The organism is Gryllotalpicola koreensis (genome assembly GCF_039538185.1).
GTDB classification, from domain to species: Bacteria; Actinomycetota; Actinomycetes; order Actinomycetales; family Microbacteriaceae; genus Gryllotalpicola; species Gryllotalpicola koreensis.
Genome location: NZ_BAABBW010000006.1, coordinates 68,057 through 84,470, shown reverse-complemented (window position 1 = coordinate 84,470; position 16,414 = coordinate 68,057). Strand labels below are relative to the sequence as shown.

Here is a 16,414-nt window from a genome sequence, read left to right as displayed (position 1 = left end):
ACTCGCGAAAATCCGCCCGGTGTAGGCCAAGAGGACTACACCTCGTCGACCACCGCTCCCGCGAACTGGGCCTGATACAGCCGGGCGTACGCCCCGCCCGCCTCAAGCAGGGAGGCATGAGTGCCCTGCTCGACGATGTCGCCGTGCTCCATCACGAGGATCAGATCGGCGTCGCGGATCGTCGACAGCCGGTGCGCGATCACGAACGAGGTGCGCCCCGCCCGCAGAGCGCTCATCGCCTGCTGCACGAGCACCTCGGTGCGCGTGTCGACCGAGCTCGTCGCCTCATCGAGGATCAGCACCGACGGCCGCGACAGGAACGCCCGCGCGATCGTCAGCAGCTGTTTCTCGCCCGCCGAGACGTTCGCGCCCTCGTCCTCGAGCATGGTGTCGTAGCCGTCCGGCAGCGAGTGCACGAAGCGGTCGACGTAGGCGGCGCGCGCCGCGTCGAGGATCTCCTCCTCCGTGGCATCCGGCCGCCCGTACGCGATGTTCTCGCGGATCGTCCCCGCGAACAGCCAGGTGTCCTGCAGCACCATGCCCATCGCGTCGCGCAGCTCCTGCCGACGCAGGCGCCGGGTGTCGACGCCGTCGAGCGTGATGCGACCGGAATCCGGGTCGTAGAAGCGCATCATGAGGTTCACGAGCGTCGTCTTCCCCGCACCCGTCGGACCGACGATCGCGACCGTCTGGCCCGGCTCGGCGACCAGGTTCAGCGAGGTGATCAGCGGCACCTCCGGTGAGTACGAGAACGCCACGTTCTCGAACGCGAAGCGCCCGATGACCGTGCGCAGCGGCTCGGCATCCGCGTCGTCGGGCTCCTGCTCCTCCGCGCCCAGCACCCGGAAGACGCGCTCGGCGCTCGCGACACCCGACTGCAGCAGGTTCGCCATCGACCCGAGCTGGGTGAGCGGCTGGGTGAACTGGCGCGAGTACTGGATGAATGCCTGCACGCTGCCGAGCGAGAGCGAGCCGCTCGTGATCAGCAGACCGCCGACGACCGCGATGACGACATACACGAGGTTCCCGATGAACATCATCGCCGGCATGATGATGCCGCTCACGAACTGCGCCCCGAAGCTCGCGTCGAACAGCTCGTCGTTCTTCGCGGCGAAGCGTGCCTCGACCTCGCGGTGCCGGCCGAAGACCTTCACGAGCGCGTGCCCGCTGAAGGCCTCCTCGATCTGCGCGTTCAGCTGGCCGGTGTGCCGCCACTGGGCTACGAACTGCTTCTGCGAGCGCTTCGCGATCTGCTGCGTGACGACGATCGTGAGCGGCACGGTGACGAGCGCGATGATCGCGAGCAGCCACGAGGTCCAGAACATGAAGGCGAGCACGCCGATCACGGTGAGCAGCGACTGCAGCAGCTGGCTCATGGTCTGCTGCAGGCTCTGCTGCACGTTGTCGATGTCGTTGGTCACCCGCGAGAGCAGCTCGCCGCGCGGCATCCGATCGAAGTAGGAAAGGGGCAGCCGGTGGATCTTCGCCTCGACGTCCTGCCGCAGCGCGAAGGTCGTTCGGGCGACCACGCCGTTCATGATCCAGCCCTGCGCCCAGCTGAAAAACGCGGAGATCACGTACAGCAGCAGGACCCACATCAGGAGGTGCGCGAGCGAGGTGAAGTCGATGCCCTGCCCCGGCGTGAAGTCCATGTGCCGCAGCAGATCTGCCATCTGGCCGTTGCCCTGGTGCTCGAGCCCCGAGATCACCTCGGCGCGCGTCGTGCCGGCGGGCAGGTGCGCGAACTGACGGCCGATGAACCCCGCGAAGACGATGTTCGTCGCATCGCCGAGCAGCTTGGGCCCGATCACGGTGGAGGCGACGGATGCCGCCCCGAGCACGGCCACGAGCACGACCGCCAGCCGCTCGCGCTCGAGCCGGCCGAGCAGCCGCCGCGCGCTCGGACCGAAGTGGGATGCCTTCTCGGCCGGCGCTCCCATGCCCATCGGGCCGCCGCCGCCCATGGGCCCGCGGCGGGGACCTGCGGCCGGGCCGGTCGACGCAGCCGGCGCTGCGGTGCGCTCGCTCATCGTGCCTCCTCCGCGGTGAGCTGCGAGCTCACGATCTCGGCGTACGTCTCATTGCCCTCGAGCAGCTCCTCGTGCGTTCCTGAGCCGACCACGCGGCCGTCGTCGAGCACGATGATGCGGTCGGCGTCGACGATCGTCGACACCCGCTGCGCGACGATCACGAAGGTCGCGCCGTCGACCTCTCTTCTCAGGGCGGCGCGCAGCCGGGCATCCGTCGCCAGGTCCAACGCAGAGAACGAGTCGTCGAAAACGTAGATCTCGGGGCGCTTCACGAGAGCGCGGGCGATCGCGAGGCGCTGCCGCTGGCCACCCGAGACGTTCGTGCCGCCCTGGGCGATGGCGGCGTCGAGGCCGCCTTCCATCTCGCGCACGAAGTCCTCGGCCTGGGCGATGCGCAGCGCGGCCCAGAGCTCGTCCTCGGTGGCGTCGGGCTTGCCGTAGCGCAGATTGCTCGCGACCGTGCCCGAGAACAGGTAGGGCCACTGGGGCACGAGGCCGATGCGGCTCCACAGCAGCTCGGGGTCGAGCTCGGCGACGTCGACGCCGTCGACGAGCACGGTGCCGCTCGTCGCGTCGAAGAGACGGGGCAGCAGGTTCACGAGAGTGGTCTTGCCCGCACCGGTCGAGCCGATGATCGCCAAGGTCTGCCCGCGCTCGGCACGGAAGGAGATGTCGGTGAGCACCGGCTGCTCGGCGCCCGGGTAGTGGAATCCGACGTCGAAGAGCTCGATCGTGCCGCGCTCGTGCAGCTCGGTGACCGGCGCGGCGGGCGCCTCGATCGACGGCTCGGTGTCGAGCACCTCGCCGATGCGGGTCGCCGAGACGGCGGCGCGCGGCACCATGACCGCCATGAACGTCGCCATCATGACCGACATGAGGATCTGCGCGAGGTAGGCGAGGAACGCGGTCAGCGCGCCGATCGGCATGCCGTCCTGCACGCGGAACGCCCCGAACCAGATCACGGCGACGCTCGACAGGTTGAGGATCAGCATGACGATGGGGAACATCGTCGTCATCCACCGGCCGGCGTTGAGCGCGGCCTCCATGACGTCCTTGTTGACGTCTTCGAAGCGGCGCGTCTCGATGTCCTCGCGCACGAACGCACGCACGACGCGGATGCCGGTGAGCTGCTCGCGCAGCACGCGGTTGACGGCGTCGATGCGCCCCTGCATCTTGCGGAACCACGGCACCATGCGGCTCACCACGGCGCCCACACAGATGAGCAGCACGGGGACGGCGACCGCGATGATCCACGACAGCCGCCCGTCCTGCTGCACCGCGAGGATCACCCCGCCCACCGCGGTGATCGGGGCGGAGACCATCATGGTGCAGCTCATCAGCACGAGCATCTGGACCTGCTGCACATCGTTCGTCGACCGCGTGATGAGGCTCGGAGCGCCGAACAGCTGCACCTCGCGCTCGCTGAACGCGCCGACCCGGGTGAAGATGTTGAGCCTGAGATCGCGGCCGAGGCTCATGGCCGCGCGCGCCCCGAAGTACACGGCCGTGATCGAGCAGGCGATCTGAGCGAGCGTGACGAGCAGCATCCACGCGCCGACGCGCATGATGTAGCCCGTGTCGCCCTTGGCGACGCCGTTGTCGATGATGTCGGCGTTGAGGGTCGGCAGGTAGAGCGCCGCGAGCGACTGGGCGAGCTGGAACACCAGCACGCCGACGAGCAGCTTCCAGTGCGGACCGAGATGGCGGCGCAGCAGGGTGATCAGCATGGGTTTTCCTCGGATCGAGTGGGGGTGACGGATGCCTGGGACGAGGTCCTGTCGCCCGTGATGCCATGGAGGGCGAGGTCGACGAGCTCGTCGATCTCGATGGGGTCGGAGGCCTGGAAGGGCCCGATGGAGGTGACGAACGAGAGCGCGCGCAGGAACGGCGCGATCCGGTCGGCGGGGATGCCGAGCCGGTCGGCATCCGGCGCGAAGAGCTCGGCGATGACCTGCGTATAGCCCTCGCCGGTGTTCCTCTGCACCGGCGGCCGCTCGCGCAAGCCCACCGCGGCCATCATCGCGAAGACCCCCTGGAAGCGCTGCTGCAGCATCGAGATGACCTGGCGCACCTTGAACTCGAGAGGCAGGGTCGCGTCGATGGCGCCCAGCCGCGCCCGCAGCGGCCCGGGCTCGAGATACTTCCGGACCGCGGCGTCGATCACGGCGTCCTTGTCGCCGAAGGCGCGGAACACCGTGCCCTCGGCCACTCCCGCGGCCTCGGCGATCTGCTTCGAGGTGACGGCGGCGCCGTTCGCGAGGACGAGCGGGATCGTCGCGTCGACGATCTGCGCACGCCGGTCCTCGGGGCTCATGGCGGGGGCGCGCCGGGGCGCGGCCACGTCGGCTGAAGCATCCGTCTTGGTCACGCGCTCACTCTAGTGAGTGAGCGCTCACTCGGCAATTGATGGACCGGTATCTGATTGATCAGAGTACGATCAGAGCATGAGAACGATCACGGCGACGCAGGCATCGCGCGGCTTCTCCGCCCTCCTCGATGCAGTCGAGCACGGCGCCGAAGAGATCGTCATCGAGCGCGACGGCCGCGCCGTGGCCCGCATGCTTCCTATGACGCGCCACCGGGCATCCGCGCTGATCGAGTCGATCAAAAGGCTGCCGACGGCCGATCACGACGACGACCTTGGCGCAGTGATCGACGAGACGCGGGCACTCCTCACGACGGATGAGCCGTGGCACGCCTGATCCTCGACACGAATCTGCTCGTTGCCGCCGAGCGCACCGGGGAACTCGTGGGCGTCCAGCCGGACGACGACCTCGCGGTCGCCGCGATCTCACTCGCCGAATTCGAGGTCGGCATCCTCGCCGCATCCACCCGCAAGGCGACAGCTCGGCGCCAGGCGCTCTTCGACGAGATCCTGGCAACGACTCAGGTGCTCGACTACACCCGCCACACCGCAGCCGCTCATGCCGCATTGCTCGAGCATGTTCGAGAATCCGGCACACCGCGCGGCGCGCACGACCTCATCATCGCTGCGCACGCACGCGAGACGGGGCGCGCAATCGCGTCGACCGACCGCCGGGCGCGCTTCGCCGAACTGCCTGGCGTCACCGTCAGGTAGTCGACCGGTCGCGAAGCCTCACACGTACGCGGCGAAGATGCGCGAGATCTCGGCGACGTCCTCGGGCGACGGATGCCAGGCCGAGGCCGCCGCGACGTTCGCCTCGATCTGCGCGGGGCTCGTCGCGCCCGCGATCACCGAGCTGAGGCCGGGCTGCGCGAGCAGCCACCCGAAGGTCGCCTCGAGCATCGTCACGCCCCGCGCGTCGCAGAGCGCCTGGTACTCGTCGAGCAGCTCCCACGGGGCGTTGTCGACGATGTGCCTGCGCTGCTGCATGATGCGGCTGTCGGCGGGACCGCCCTCGCGGGTGAACTTGCCGGTGAACAGGCCGTTCTGCAGCGGGAAGAACGGCAGGAAGCCGAGCCCGTACCGGTTCACGGCGGGCAGCACCTCGCGCTCGGCGCCGCGCACCAGAAGGTTGTACTCGTTCTGTGCCGAGACGAACTTCGGGTGGCCGTGCAGCACGGCCTGGTACTCGGCGTCCGCGATCTCCCACCCGGCGAGATTCGAGTGGCCGATGTAGCGCACCTTCCCCTCGCCGATGAGGTCGTCGAGCACCTCGAGGGTCTCCTCGATCGGCGTCACACCGTCGAGGCGGTGCAGCTGGTAGAGGTCGATCCAGTCGGTCTGCAGCCGGGTCAACGATGCCTCGACGGCGCGGCGCACGTAGCGGCGCGAGGCGCGGGCGCCCCAGTCGGGGCCGTTCGTGCCGCCCATGTCCATGCCGAACTTGGTGGCGAGCACGACTCGGTCGCGCTTGCCCTTGAAAGCGTTCCCCATGAGCGTCTCCGACAGACCTTTACCGCCGTAGATGTCGGCGGTGTCGAAGAGCGTCACCCCCGCATCGACGGCGGCGTCGATCACCGCACTCGTGCCCTCCTGCGTCTCGGTCGCGGTTCCGACGCGGCCGAAGTTGTTGCAGCCGAGTCCGATGGTCGAGACGACGAGGCCGGAGCGGCCGAGGGTGCGGTATTCGATTTCTGCCATGAACTAGAGCCTAGGAGCGAACGATCAGACGCGGGATGCCTCGAATGCGACATCCGTCGCCCGCAGCACGCGCAGCGTGTTGCCGCCCGCGAGTGCGGCGAGATCGTCGGCCGACCAGCCACGCCGAGCGAGCTCTTCGAGCAGCGCGGGGTAACCGGCCACGCTCTCGAGGCCCACCGGCATGTCGGGCGTGCCGTCGAAGTCGCCGCCGAGGCCGATGTGGTCGACGCCGGCGACGGCCCGTGCGTGCTCGACGTGATCGGCGACGTCAGCCACAGTGACGCGCGGCTTCACACCCTCGCGGCCCGCCGCGAGCCACTCGCGGTAGTCGTTCGAGACGAACTGGGGCACGAAGGTGATCATGACGACGCCGCCGTTCTCCGGCATCCGCTGCAGCACGTCATCCGGCACGTTGCGCACGTGATCGGTGACGGCGCGGCATGAGCTGTGGCTGAAGATGACGGGGGCGGATGCCTCGTCGAGCGCGTCCCGCATCGTCGTCTCCGCCACATGAGAGAGGTCGACGAGCATGCCGAGCCGGTTCAGCTCGCGCACGAGCTGCCGGCCCAGGTCGGAGAGGCCGCCGTGCCGCGGGTCGTCGGTCGCGGAATCCGCGAACTCGCTCGTGCGCCAGTGGGTGAGGGTGAGGTAGCGCACACCCAGGCGGGCGTACTGCTGCAGCACGGCGAGCGAGCCGTCGAGCTGGTGGCTGCCCTCTGCACCCAGGAAGCTCGCGACCTTGCCGCTGCGCCGCGCCGCCTCGACGTCATCCGCTGTGCGCGCGAGGGCGAAGTGCTGGGGGTAGCGCGTCGCGAGCCGCTGCACGACGTCGATCTGCTCAAGCGTCTCGCGCACGTGCTCGGCGCCGGCACCGCGGTCTTCGACATAGACCGACCAGAACTGGCCGCCCACTCCCCCTTTTCCGAGTCGTGGGACATCGGTGTGGAAGTGGGCGCTCTGGTCCCCGTCGAGGCCGTCGAGCGCGCCGTCGCGCTGTTCGCGGAGCGCCCATGGCCAGTCGTTGTGGCCGTCGATGATCGGATGCCGGGCGAGGGCGTCTCGGACAATGGCAGCAGCATCGGTCACGCCTCCATCCTGGTCTGCCGGAGCGGTGGATCGTGCGCGAATTGCGCGCGAATTGCGCAGGACTCCCCCAGCACAGGCGGCCGCGTCGTTCCGTTCTCAACCGATGTCCGATTCCCGCGAGCGGGTGTCGGTGGCCGCGGTTACTGTCGAGACATGACCACCGCGATTCCCCTCTTCCTGGCGCGCACCGATTCGCCGATCGGCCGCCTCGAGCTGACCAGCGACGGCGATGCCGTCACTTCGCTGTCGATCGCCCGCGACGGGCACCTTCCCCTCGAGGCGCTGCCCGAGAACTCCAACGCCGTGCTCGATGAGGCCGTGCGGCAGCTGGGCGAGTACTTCGCCGGCGAGCGCACCGCCTTCGACCTTCCGCTGCATCTCGCCGGCACCGATTTCCAGAAGTCGGTGTGGGCCGTGCTCGCCAAGCTGCCGTTCGGCGAGTTCACCTCTTACGGCGAGATCGGGCACGAGCTCGGCCTGCTCACGGGTGGCCGCGCGGTGGGCGGCGCCGTCGGCGCCAATCCCGTGCCGCTGCTCATCGGCTGCCACCGAGTGCTGTCGTCGAGCGGCAGGGTCACGGGCTACAGCGGGGGCGATGGCATCCCGACGAAGCTCTGGCTGCTCGCCCACGAGGGCATCACCCTCGCGGCATGAGCGGCTATCGTGACGCCGTCGCGGGCGCCGACGGCAAGCTGCGCTGCGCCTGGTCGGTGTCCAGCCCCGAGTACATCGCGTACCACGATGACGAGTGGGGCTACCCGCTGAAAGACGAGCGGCGCCTCTTCGAGAAGATCTGCCTCGAGGGCTTCCAGGCCGGCCTGTCGTGGATCACGATCCTGCGCAGACGCGAGGGCTTCCGCGCCGCCTTCGACGGTTTCGATCCCGCCATCGTCGCGCAATACGGCGAGGCCGACATCGCCCGGCTGCTCGGGGACGAGCGCATCATCCGCCACCGCGGCAAGATCGAGGCGACGATCGGCAACGCGCAAGCGCTGCTCGCCCTCGACGAGCCGCTCGTCGAGCTGGTGTGGTCGTTCGCGCCCGAGCCGGGCTCGCGGCCGCGGCCTGCCTCATTCCTCGACGTTCCGGCCGTCACCCCTGAGAGCACGGCGCTCAGCAAGGAGCTGCGGAAGCGGGGGTTCCGCTTCGTCGGCCCGACCACGATGTATGCGCTGATGCAATCCGCCGGCCTCGTCGATGATCACGTCACCGGTTGCTGGCGTGCTGATGCATAGTCGGACCGAGGCGCACCCCTAGACGCGTACCGAATCCCATCGCCCCGCATGTCACGCTGCTGCCCGACCGCAGAGCGTGTTCTTGGGGGAGAATGCGGGGCGGCGACCGATTCGCGCGTGCCCCTCGGCCCGACCTAGATTGAGCATATCTCACTTACGGGCCGCGATGGGGTTTTCCCTGGACGACCGACTACCCCTTTTCGGGGACCGTCCTGAACGGGGTGAGAGCGCTCGGAGCGACTCAGCCGGTGACGAGGGTGATGCGCCGCGTCTCCGCTGGGCTTGCCGGCCCGGCCTCGAGCCGGAAGCCGTGAGCGGCTCCCCACTCGACCAGTTCGGCGACGGTCTGTGGCCGCTCGCCGCTGAGGGCGTAGACGCGCGCCAGTTCACCCTTCGCGTGCTTGTTGAAGTGGTTGAGGGCGCGGCGGCGGCCATCGGCACTCTCTGCGACGACCTCGAGCCACACCCCGTGCGGAACCGGACCGAGCGCTGCATAGCCCCGCGAGCGGGCGTCGAGCACGAGGCCGCTTTCTGCCGCCAGCGCCTCGGCCGCGGCATCCGCCCAGATCGCCTTCAGCCGCATGCCGGGAAGGCGCGAGTCGTGAGACAGCCGGTAGTCGGGGATCGCGTCGAGAGCCCCGATCGGTCCGAGCACCGCGGAGTGGATCACGACGTTCCGGCCGAGGTGCTCACGCGCCGGGGCCGGCAGGCTTGCTGCATCGAGGGCGTCGTACAGCACGCCGGTATAGCGCTCGGCGGCCGGCAGCAGTTCCGAGCTCTCGAGCACACGGTTCTTCGCCACCTCGTGGTGCTGCCTCACGCCGAGCTTCAGCGCTGTGACCGCCGCCTCGTGATCCTGCGCCAAGGCGGTCACGGCGTCGAGGGTGGCGCGCCGGGCGGCCGTCAGCGTCGGGTAGCGCAGCGTCGACAGCGTGAGCCGCGTGCCGGGCTCGCCACCGGGGCGCTTGGTCTCGGACGGCGGGAGAAGGAGGAGCAATCGGATTCCTGACGGAGACGGCGGAAGTCCCGCCCCGAAACCGGGACGGGACTTCCGTGAGAGACAGAGACGTAGCCGGCGCAATCACTCAGCCGCAGCGAGGCGGCTACGTGCTCGCCGCCTCGCGCAACGACTCGCGCTTGGCCAGGACAGGCGCGGCAATGAACTCAGACGAGCTCTGCGCGGCTCGCGACGATCGTGACGATGTCGGCGGCGACGGAGAAGAATCCGCCCTCGGCGTTCGCCGTGATCCGCTCGCCGCCCGGCAGCGTCAGACGCACCTGGCCGCTGGCGAGCAGGCCGAGCAGCGGCTCGCGACCGGGCAGCACGCCGATCTCGCCGTCGGTGGTCTTGGCGACCACCATGGCCGCCTCGCCCGACCAGACTTTGTGGTCGGCGGCGACGACGCTGACGTTGAGCAGCTTCGCCATGGCCTACGCGTTCTCCTTCTGGATCTGCGCCCACTTCTCCTCGACGTCGGAGATGGCGCCGACGTTGAAGAACGCCTGGACGGCGACGTGGTCGAACTCGCCCTTGGCGATCGCGTCGAACGACTCGATGGTCTCCTTGATGGGGACCGTGGAGCCCTCGACACCGGTGAACTTCTTCGCCATGTAGGTGTTCTGCGAGAGGAACTGCTGGATGCGGCGAGCACGCTCGACCGTGATCTTGTCCTCTTCGGAGAGCTCATCGACACCGAGGATCGCGATGATCTCCTGCAGTTCCTTGTTCTTCTGCAGGATCTGCTTCACGGTGGTGGCCACGCGGTAGTGGTCCTCGCCGATGTAGCGCGGGTCGAGGATGCGGCTCGTCGAGGCCAGCGGGTCGACCGCGGGGTACAGACCCTGCGAGGCGATCTCACGCGAGAGTTCGGTGGTCGCGTCGAGGTGCGCGAAGGTGGTCGCCGGGGCCGGGTCGGTGTAGTCGTCGGCCGGCACATAGATCGCCTGCAGCGAGGTGATCGAGTGGCCGCGCGTCGAGGTGATGCGCTCCTGGAGCACACCCATCTCGTCGGCGAGGTTCGGCTGATAGCCCACCGCGGAGGGCATGCGGCCGAGCAGCGTCGACACCTCGGAGCCCGCCTGCGTGAAACGGAAGATGTTGTCGATGAACAGCAGCACGTCCTGCTTCTGCACATCGCGGAAGTACTCGGCCATGGTCAGCGCCGAGAGGGCGACGCGCAGACGGGTCCCCGGCGGCTCGTCCATCTGGCCGAACACGAGGGCGGTCTTGTCGAAGACGCCGGCCTCCTCCATCTCGTGGATGAGGTCGTTGCCCTCACGGGTGCGCTCGCCGACACCGGCGAACACCGACACACCGCCGTGGTCCTGCGCGACGCGCTGGATCATCTCCTGGATGAGGACGGTCTTACCGACGCCCGCACCGCCGAACAGGCCGATCTTGCCGCCCTGCACGTACGGGGTGAGCAGGTCGATGACCTTGATGCCCGTCTCGAACATGGTGGTCTTCGACTCGAGCTGATCGAACGACGGCGCCTTGCGGTGGATCGGCCAGCGCTCGGTGATCTCGATCTTCTCGCCGGGCTCGCCGTTCAGGATCTCGCCGGTCACATCGAAGACGCGGCCCTTGGTCACGTCGCCGACGGGCACGGAGATGGGGGCGCCGGTGTCGCGCACCTCCTGGCCGCGGATGATGCCGTCGGTCGGCTTCAGCGAGATGGCGCGCACGAGGTCGTCGCCGAGGTGCTGGGCGACCTCGAGCGTGATCTCACGCGCCTCCTCTTCGTCGCCGGAGAAGGCGATGGTGGTCTTGAGGGCGTTGTACACCTCGGGGATCGCGTCGTGGGGGAACTCGATGTCCACGACGGGACCGGTGACGCGCGCAACGCGGCCGACGCCGGGCGTCTTCTCGGCTGCGGCGCCGGGGGTCTCGGCGGTGATGGTCATTGTTGTCTCTCTCTGTCTGTCTCTCGAACAGCCTGTGGCGTCAGGAGGCGAGAGCGTCGGCGCCGCCGACGATCTCGGAGATCTGCTGCGTGATCTCGGCCTGGCGTGCGTTGTTGGCGAGGCGCGTGTAGTTGGTGATCAGCTTGTCGGCATTATCGGATGCCGACTTCATCGCCTTCTGCGTCGCGGCGTGCTTCGACGCGGCCGACTGCAGCAGGGCGTAGAACACCCGGCTCTCGATGTAGGCCGGCAGCAGCCGGTCGAGCACCGTCTCGGCGTCGGGCTCGAACTCGTAGAGCGGCGGCACGCCTTCGGCATCCGGCACGTCCTCGTCCTCGAGCTTGCCCTGGATCTCCAGGGGCAGCAGGCGGCGCACACGCGGGGTCTGGGTGATCGAGCTCACAAACTGGTTGAACACGCCGTGGATCTCGTTCACCCCGCCCTCGGACTCGTCGCGGATGAACAGCTCGATGAGCTTGTCGCTGATCTCCTTCGCGAGCTCGAACGAGGGCTGGTCGGTGTCGCCCGTCCAGCTCTCGAGGTACTCGCGGCGGCGGAACGCGAAGTAGCCGACGGCCTTGCGGCCGACGAGGTACCACACGACCTCTTTGCCCTGCTCGACGAGCAGCTGCTCGAGCTGCAGCGCCTGCCGGATCACCTGCGAGTTGAACGCCCCCGCGAGGCCGCGGTCGGAGGTGTAGACCACGATCAGGGCCCGCTTGATCGACTCCGGCTCGGTCGTGAGCACATGCTTCACGTTCGAGCGGTGGGCGACGAGGGAGACCGCCTTGGAGATCTCGTTGGTGTACGGACCGGCCTCGTTCACGCGCGCGAGCGCCTTCGCGATGCGGCTCGCGCTGATGAGCTCCATCGCGCGGGTGATCTTCTTCGTCGTCTGCGCCGACCGGATCTTCGACCGGTAGATGCGGAGTTGGGCTCCCACGCCTACCGGCCCCCGGGGATCTTCTCCTGCTCGACAGCCTCGGCCTCAAGGGCGTCGTGCTGCTCCGTGCCGGGTGCGGCCAGCGGCTGGCCCTTGCCGGTCTGGAACTCGAGCTTGAACTTGTCGATCTCGGACGAGATCTCGGACACCGTCTCATCGGAGAGCTGGCCGGACTCGCGCAGCGTGTCGAGCACCTTGGTGTTGCGACGCAGGTGGTCGAGCAGCTCGCTCTCGAAGCGCAGGATGTCCTCCACCTCGATGTCGTCGAGCTTGCCGTTCGTGCCGGCCCAGATCGAGACGACCTGCTCCTCGACGGGGTACGGCGAGTACTGCGGCTGACGCAGCAGCTCGGTCAGGCGCGCACCGCGCTCGAGCTGACGGCGCGAGGCCGCATCGAGGTCCGATGCGAACATCGCGAACGCCTGCAGCGAGCGATACTGGGCGAGCTCGAGCTTCAGGGTGCCCGAGACCTTCTTGATGTGCTTCAGCTGCGCGTCGCCGCCGACGCGCGAGACCGAGATGCCCACGTCGACCGCGGGGCGCTGGTTCGCGTTGAACAGGTCGGACTGCAGGAAGATCTGGCCGTCGGTGATCGAGATCACGTTGGTCGGGATGTACGCCGAGACGTCGTTCGCCTTCGTCTCGATGATCGGCAGGCCGGTCATCGAGCCGTGGCCCAGCTCGTCGGACAGCTTCGCGCAGCGCTCGAGCAGGCGCGAGTGCAGGTAGAAGACGTCACCGGGGTACGCCTCGCGGCCCGGCGGGCGGCGCAGCAGCAGCGACACGGCGCGGTAGGCCTCGGCCTGCTTGGTGAGGTCGTCGAAGATGATCAGGACGTGCTTGCCGCCGTACATCCAGTGCTGGCCGATGGCCGAGCCGGTGTAGGGGGCGAGGTACTTGAAGCCGGCCGGGTCGGAGGCGGGGGCCGCGACGATGGTCGTGTACTCCATCGCGCCGGCCTCTTCGAGGGCGCCCTTCACCGAGGCGATGGTCGAGCCCTTCTGGCCGATCGCGACGTAGATGCAGCGCACCTGCTTGTCGGGGTCGCCCGTCGCCCAGTTGTCCTTCTGGTTGATGATCGTGTCGATCGCGATGGCGGTCTTGCCGGTCTGGCGGTCGCCGATGATCAGCTGGCGCTGGCCGCGGCCGATCGGGATCATGGCGTCGATCGCCTTGATGCCGGTCTGCATGGGCTCGTGCACCGACTTGCGCTGCATGACGCCGGGCGCCTGCAGCTCGAGTGCGCGCCGGCCCTCCGTGGCGATCTCGCCGAGGCCGTCGATCGGGTTGCCCAGCGGGTCGACGACGCGGCCGAGGTAGCCGTCGCCGATGCCGACGGAGAGCACCTCGCCGGTGCGGGTGACTTCCTGGCCCTCTTCGATGCCGGCGAACTCGCCGAGCACGACGACGCCGATCTCGTTCTCGTCGAGGTTCAGCGCGAGGCCGAGGGTGCCGTCCGCGAAGCGGACGAGCTCGTTCGCCATGACGCCCGGAAGCCCCTCGACGTGAGCGATGCCGTCAGCGGCGTCGAGCACATGGCCGACCTCGGTGGCGGTCGCCTTGCTGGGCTCGTACGACGTGACGAAGTCCTTCAGCGCGTCCCGGATCTCGTCGGGGCTGATGGAGATGTCTGCCATGTTGTTCCTTTTGATAGCGAGGCGGCTGGCCTCAGTGTGAAGACCGGTTATGCGAGCTGGAGCCGCACGTCGGAGAGGCGTGTGGCGATGCTCGAGTCGATGACGTCGTCGCCGACCCGCACACGCAGGCCGCCGATGAGCTGGGGGTCGACGACCGTGTTGAAGGCGATCGCCTTGTCGTAGCGCTTCGCGAGCACACCGCGCAGGCGGTCGAGCTGGGCGGCGGACAACGGCTGAGCGCTGGTCACGGTCGCGAGCACGGCCTGCTTCTGGTCGGCGACGGTCTGCTGCGCCCAGCGCAGGGACTCGCGGATGCCGCGGCCGCGCGGGTCGGCGACGAGCTGTCGCACGATCGCGACCGTCTGGCCGGAGACCTTGCCGGCCAGCAGGCGGTCGACCACGCCGACCTTGGCCGCCGGGTCGGCGAGCTTGCTGCGCAGGGCGAGCTCGAGCTGGGCGTCACTTGCCACGGCGCGGCCCACCTCGAACAGCTCGTCGCTGATCGAGAGGGAACCGGGCGCGCTCTGGGCGATCGCCCGCACGCCCGCCTCTTCCAGGCCGTCGATGATGTCGCCCGGCTCTGACCAGCGCTGCTGCGCCGCGGTGCTGAGCACGGCGAGGGCCGGGGCGGAGACCTTGCCGCTGAAGGCGCGCTCGACGAGCGCGCCCTTCTCCGCGGCTTCGGCCGAGGGGTCGGCGACGGCATTGCGCAGCTGCACCGACGAGCCGAGCAGGCGCGCCAGGGAGAACAGCTCTTCTGCGACGCCGAGGTCGGCAGCGCCGCCCTGCTGCGCGAGGGTGTCTCGCACGGCGGTCAGCGCTTCGCGGGTGGCACTGCCCATCAGGCCTGCGCCCCCGCCTTGCCGTCGCTCGCCTCGAGCTCGGCCAGGAAGCGGTCGACGATGCCCGCCGCCTTCGCGTCGTCCTTGAGGGACTCGCCGATGACACCGGAGGCCAGGTCGATCGCCAGGGTGCCGACCTCGCCGCGCAGCTGCGCGGCGGCCTGCTTGCGCTCGGCCTCGATCTGCGCCTGCGCGTTGGCGGTCACGCGGGCGGCCTCGACGGTCGCCTGCTCCTTCTGCTCTGCCACGATGCGCTTGCCCTCTTCACGGGCCTGCTCCTTGATGGCAGCGGCCTCGCTCCGGGCATCCGCCAGCTGCGCCGTGTACTGCTCGAGCAGCGCCTCCGCCTTGTTCTGCGCCTCGTCGGCCTTCGCGATGTTGCCCTCGATCGCCGCGGCGCGGTCGTCGAGCAGCTTCGTGAAGCTCGGGATGAACTTCCACACGAAGAACACGACCACGACGACGAAGCACAGCGCCGCCCAGATCAGGTCGGACCACTCCGGGATGAGCGGGTTGTGGTTGGTCGTCTCCGCCGCCGCTACGACTGCGTGAACCATCACGCCTCCTTATTGCTCGGTGCGGACGGAACTAGTTGGTGAAGATGAAGTACGTCGCGATGCCGATGAACGCGAGCGCCTCGGTGAACGCGATACCGATCCACATCAGGACCTGCAGGCGCGAGGCGAGCTCGGGCTGGCGTGCGACGCCCTCGATCGTCTTGCCGACGACGATGCCCACGCCGATGGCCGGGCCGATGGCCGCGAGGCCGTAACCGACGGTGGCGATGTTGCCGGAGATAGCAGCGATGTCCACTGTGTGTGTTTTCCTTCCGTGATCGAGACGGCGGTTGCCGGCCCGGTTAGTGCTCGTCCGCCACTGCCAACTGAATGTAGACAGTGGTGAGGATCGCGAAGACGTAGGCCTGCAGCAGGGCGACCAGCACCTCGAAGAGCTGGAACGCGAAGCCGAAGGCGAGGGTGCCGAGGCCGAAGGCCTTGAACGCGACCGGTCCCTCGATGAAGAAGAAGGTCGTCGCGGTGAAGAACAGCACCAGCAGCAGGTGGCCGACGATCATGTTCATCAGCAGTCGCAGGGTCAGCGTGACGGGGCGCACGATGAACGTCGAGATGAACTCGATCGGGGTCACGATGATGTACAGCGGCCACGGCACGCCGGCGGGGAAGAGCGAGTTCTTGAAGAAGTGGCCCGTTCCCTTGCGAACACCTGCGTAGATGAACGCCACATATGACACGGCGGCGAGCAGCAGCGGAACACCGATCACGGAGGAGCCCGCGATGTTCATGAACGGGATGACGCCCGTGATGTTCATGAACAGGACGAAGAAGAAGATCGAGGCGATCAGCGGGAAGAAGCGGCGGCCGTCCTTCTTGCCGAGCAGGTCCTCGACGACGCCGACGCGGATGAAGTCGAGCCCCATCTCAACGACCGACTGGAAGCGCGTGGGCACGAGCTTCATCGAGCGCGTGCCGATCCAGAAGAGGACGATGAGCGCGATCGTGGCGACGACGCGGACCAGCATCACGCGGTTCATCTCGAACACCGTGCCCCCGAAGAGCACCGGACCCGGGAAGAACTCGTCGATGGAAGGGCCGTGGAACTGACCGTCGTTGGCCGAGGCGGAAACCAACAGGTTCACAGCGTTACTGAACA

General features: G+C 68.4%; 18 protein-coding genes. 4 read left to right on the top strand and 14 right to left on the bottom strand.

The annotated features are described in order from the left end of the window. Positions 1-35 precede the first annotated feature (35 nt). Genes ABD708_RS17570 through ABD708_RS17560 form a run of 3 tightly spaced genes read right to left on the bottom strand, consistent with a single transcriptional unit; the run spans position 36 to position 4,398 of the window. The gene (locus tag ABD708_RS17570; protein WP_344756912.1) at positions 36-2,030 is read right to left on the bottom strand and encodes an ABC transporter ATP-binding protein; all 1,995 of its coding nucleotides are present in this window, start codon (positions 2,028-2,030) and stop codon (positions 36-38) included. Further along, complete coding sequence (locus ABD708_RS17565) at positions 2,027-3,757, bottom strand: ABC transporter ATP-binding protein (protein ID WP_344756910.1); 1,731 nt, start codon at positions 3,755-3,757, stop codon at positions 2,027-2,029. The genes ABD708_RS17570 and ABD708_RS17565 overlap by 4 nt, the downstream gene beginning before the upstream one ends. Further along, positions 3,751-4,398: a TetR/AcrR family transcriptional regulator gene (locus ABD708_RS17560; protein ID WP_344756908.1), complete on the bottom strand. Its 648-nt coding sequence runs from the start codon at positions 4,396-4,398 to the stop codon at positions 3,751-3,753. Before ABD708_RS17560 ends, ABD708_RS17565 begins: the two co-directional genes overlap by 7 nt. 76 nt (positions 4,399-4,474) lie before the next feature. Between ABD708_RS17560 and ABD708_RS17555 the strand changes: the two genes are divergently transcribed. Next, positions 4,475-4,732 carry a type II toxin-antitoxin system Phd/YefM family antitoxin gene (locus ABD708_RS17555; RefSeq protein WP_344756906.1) on the top strand — a complete coding sequence of 86 codons (258 nt, stop codon included), beginning with the start codon at positions 4,475-4,477 and terminating at the stop codon, positions 4,730-4,732. Further along, complete coding sequence (locus ABD708_RS17550) at positions 4,720-5,109, top strand: PIN domain-containing protein (protein ID WP_344756904.1); 390 nt, start codon at positions 4,720-4,722, stop codon at positions 5,107-5,109. Before ABD708_RS17555 ends, ABD708_RS17550 begins: the two co-directional genes overlap by 13 nt. Before the next feature lie 18 nt (positions 5,110-5,127). Here the strand turns inward: ABD708_RS17550 and ABD708_RS17545 are convergent, their stop codons facing one another. Both ABD708_RS17545 and ABD708_RS17540 read right to left on the bottom strand, forming a co-directional pair. Then, the gene (locus ABD708_RS17545) at positions 5,128-6,096 is read right to left on the bottom strand and encodes an aldo/keto reductase (RefSeq protein WP_344756902.1); all 969 of its coding nucleotides are present in this window, start codon (positions 6,094-6,096) and stop codon (positions 5,128-5,130) included. 24 nt (positions 6,097-6,120) lie between these two features. Continuing rightward, positions 6,121-7,182, bottom strand: coding sequence for a dipeptidase (locus ABD708_RS17540; protein WP_344756900.1), 1,062 nt, complete (start codon positions 7,180-7,182; stop codon positions 6,121-6,123). Between the two features lie 153 nt (positions 7,183-7,335). Here ABD708_RS17540 and ABD708_RS17535 point away from each other — a divergent pair, with 153 nt between their 5' ends. Then, positions 7,336-7,836, top strand: coding sequence for a methylated-DNA--[protein]-cysteine S-methyltransferase (locus ABD708_RS17535; protein ID WP_344756898.1), 501 nt, complete (start codon positions 7,336-7,338; stop codon positions 7,834-7,836). Further along, complete coding sequence (locus ABD708_RS17530; RefSeq protein ID WP_344756896.1) at positions 7,833-8,417, top strand: DNA-3-methyladenine glycosylase I; 585 nt, start codon at positions 7,833-7,835, stop codon at positions 8,415-8,417. Before ABD708_RS17535 ends, ABD708_RS17530 begins: the two co-directional genes overlap by 4 nt. A 241-nt stretch (positions 8,418-8,658) precedes the next feature. Here ABD708_RS17530 and ABD708_RS17525 read toward each other — a convergent pair whose 3' ends face one another. From ABD708_RS17525 to atpB, 9 genes are all read right to left on the bottom strand, one after another. Next, positions 8,659-9,414 carry a YaaA family protein gene (locus ABD708_RS17525; protein WP_344756894.1) on the bottom strand — a complete coding sequence of 252 codons (756 nt, stop codon included), beginning with the start codon at positions 9,412-9,414 and terminating at the stop codon, positions 8,659-8,661. A 167-nt stretch (positions 9,415-9,581) separates the two neighbouring features. After that, positions 9,582-9,845: a F0F1 ATP synthase subunit epsilon gene (locus ABD708_RS17520; protein ID WP_344756892.1), complete on the bottom strand. Its 264-nt coding sequence runs from the start codon at positions 9,843-9,845 to the stop codon at positions 9,582-9,584. Positions 9,846-9,848: 3 nt separating this feature from the next. Beyond that, positions 9,849-11,321 carry a F0F1 ATP synthase subunit beta gene (gene atpD / locus ABD708_RS17515; RefSeq protein ID WP_344756890.1) on the bottom strand — a complete coding sequence of 491 codons (1,473 nt, stop codon included), beginning with the start codon at positions 11,319-11,321 and terminating at the stop codon, positions 9,849-9,851. A gap of 40 nt (positions 11,322-11,361) precedes the next feature. Continuing rightward, positions 11,362-12,264 carry a F0F1 ATP synthase subunit gamma gene (locus ABD708_RS17510; protein ID WP_344756888.1) on the bottom strand — a complete coding sequence of 301 codons (903 nt, stop codon included), beginning with the start codon at positions 12,262-12,264 and terminating at the stop codon, positions 11,362-11,364. A gap of 2 nt (positions 12,265-12,266) precedes the next feature. Then, on the bottom strand, positions 12,267-13,901 hold the full coding sequence (atpA, locus tag ABD708_RS17505) for a F0F1 ATP synthase subunit alpha (protein WP_344756886.1): 1,635 nt from the start codon (positions 13,899-13,901) through the stop codon (positions 12,267-12,269). Between the two features lie 47 nt (positions 13,902-13,948). After that, a complete protein-coding gene (locus tag ABD708_RS17500; protein WP_344756884.1) occupies positions 13,949-14,743 on the bottom strand; it encodes a F0F1 ATP synthase subunit delta in 795 nt (264 codons plus the stop codon). Then, positions 14,743-15,300, bottom strand: a complete 558-nt coding sequence (locus ABD708_RS17495) for a F0F1 ATP synthase subunit B (protein WP_344756882.1) — start codon at positions 15,298-15,300, stop codon at positions 14,743-14,745. The genes ABD708_RS17500 and ABD708_RS17495 overlap by 1 nt, the downstream gene beginning before the upstream one ends. Positions 15,301-15,331: 31 nt before the next feature. Further along, positions 15,332-15,556: an ATP synthase F0 subunit C gene (gene atpE, locus ABD708_RS17490; RefSeq protein ID WP_344756880.1), complete on the bottom strand. Its 225-nt coding sequence runs from the start codon at positions 15,554-15,556 to the stop codon at positions 15,332-15,334. A gap of 46 nt (positions 15,557-15,602) precedes the next feature. Continuing rightward, the gene (atpB, locus tag ABD708_RS17485) at positions 15,603-16,400 is read right to left on the bottom strand and encodes a F0F1 ATP synthase subunit A (RefSeq protein WP_344756876.1); all 798 of its coding nucleotides are present in this window, start codon (positions 16,398-16,400) and stop codon (positions 15,603-15,605) included. Positions 16,401-16,414: the final 14 nt, after the last annotated feature.

Excerpts from the sequence above, each read along its gene's own strand:
- atpA (WP_344756886.1), bottom strand. The coding sequence starts at position 13,901 with ATGGCAGACATCTCCATCAGCCCCGACGAGATCCGGGACGCGCTGAAG.
- ABD708_RS17530 (WP_344756896.1), top strand. The coding sequence starts at position 7,833 with ATGAGCGGCTATCGTGACGCCGTCGCGGGCGCCGACGGCAAGCTGCGC.
- atpD (WP_344756890.1), bottom strand. The coding sequence starts at position 11,321 with ATGACCATCACCGCCGAGACCCCCGGCGCCGCAGCCGAGAAGACGCCC.
- ABD708_RS17495 (WP_344756882.1), bottom strand. The coding sequence starts at position 15,300 with ATGGTTCACGCAGTCGTAGCGGCGGCGGAGACGACCAACCACAACCCG.
- ABD708_RS17520 (WP_344756892.1), bottom strand. The coding sequence starts at position 9,845 with ATGGCGAAGCTGCTCAACGTCAGCGTCGTCGCCGCCGACCACAAAGTC.
- ABD708_RS17500 (WP_344756884.1), bottom strand. The coding sequence starts at position 14,743 with ATGGGCAGTGCCACCCGCGAAGCGCTGACCGCCGTGCGAGACACCCTC.
- ABD708_RS17570 (WP_344756912.1), bottom strand. The coding sequence starts at position 2,030 with ATGAGCGAGCGCACCGCAGCGCCGGCTGCGTCGACCGGCCCGGCCGCA.
- ABD708_RS17555 (WP_344756906.1), top strand. The coding sequence starts at position 4,475 with ATGAGAACGATCACGGCGACGCAGGCATCGCGCGGCTTCTCCGCCCTC.
- ABD708_RS17545 (WP_344756902.1), bottom strand. The coding sequence starts at position 6,096 with ATGGCAGAAATCGAATACCGCACCCTCGGCCGCTCCGGCCTCGTCGTC.
- ABD708_RS17535 (WP_344756898.1), top strand. The coding sequence starts at position 7,336 with ATGACCACCGCGATTCCCCTCTTCCTGGCGCGCACCGATTCGCCGATC.
- ABD708_RS17565 (WP_344756910.1), bottom strand. The coding sequence starts at position 3,757 with ATGCTGATCACCCTGCTGCGCCGCCATCTCGGTCCGCACTGGAAGCTG.